The organism is Idiomarina sp. Sol25 (assembly GCF_033052775.1).
Taxonomy (GTDB): Bacteria; Pseudomonadota; Gammaproteobacteria; order Enterobacterales; family Alteromonadaceae; genus Idiomarina.
The window spans coordinates 1-327 of record NZ_JAUPEW010000073.1; the positions used below are offsets into that span (position 1 = coordinate 1).

At 54.1% G+C, this 327-nt stretch carries 1 pseudogene; it reads right to left on the reverse strand.

The window, feature by feature from the left end:
* Nucleotides 1–312 (reverse strand): annotated as a pseudogene (locus tag Q5L94_RS13520) (DUF4868 domain-containing protein); the annotation flags it as partial.
* Nucleotides 313–327 lie beyond the last annotated feature (15 nt).

A 327-nucleotide genomic window follows, 5' to 3' on the forward strand; every position in this document is an offset into this window, starting at 1 on the left:
TACCTCTTGGTCAGTCGCCGCCCGGTAGATGTCGAGCATATTGATGATAGAGCGCAACTTGTGCTGGCTCTTGAACTTGATCGTTCCTCCTTCAATGATGCAGGCAAGCGCATTATCGAGAGTAAATGCAGGTTCCGTCAGCCGCCGAAATGCGTTGCCTTGCTGCAAGAGGGCGAAGCGACGTTCGAGGACTTGTTGCGACGTAAAGCGTTGAACCAGAACCTTGGTCGCACCATTCGCTGATACACCCGTGAAAAGTGCCTTGATCCCTTCCCCGGCAAACGCGGCGGCGTTGATGTCTGCAACGGCCATCGCGTTCGCATTTAT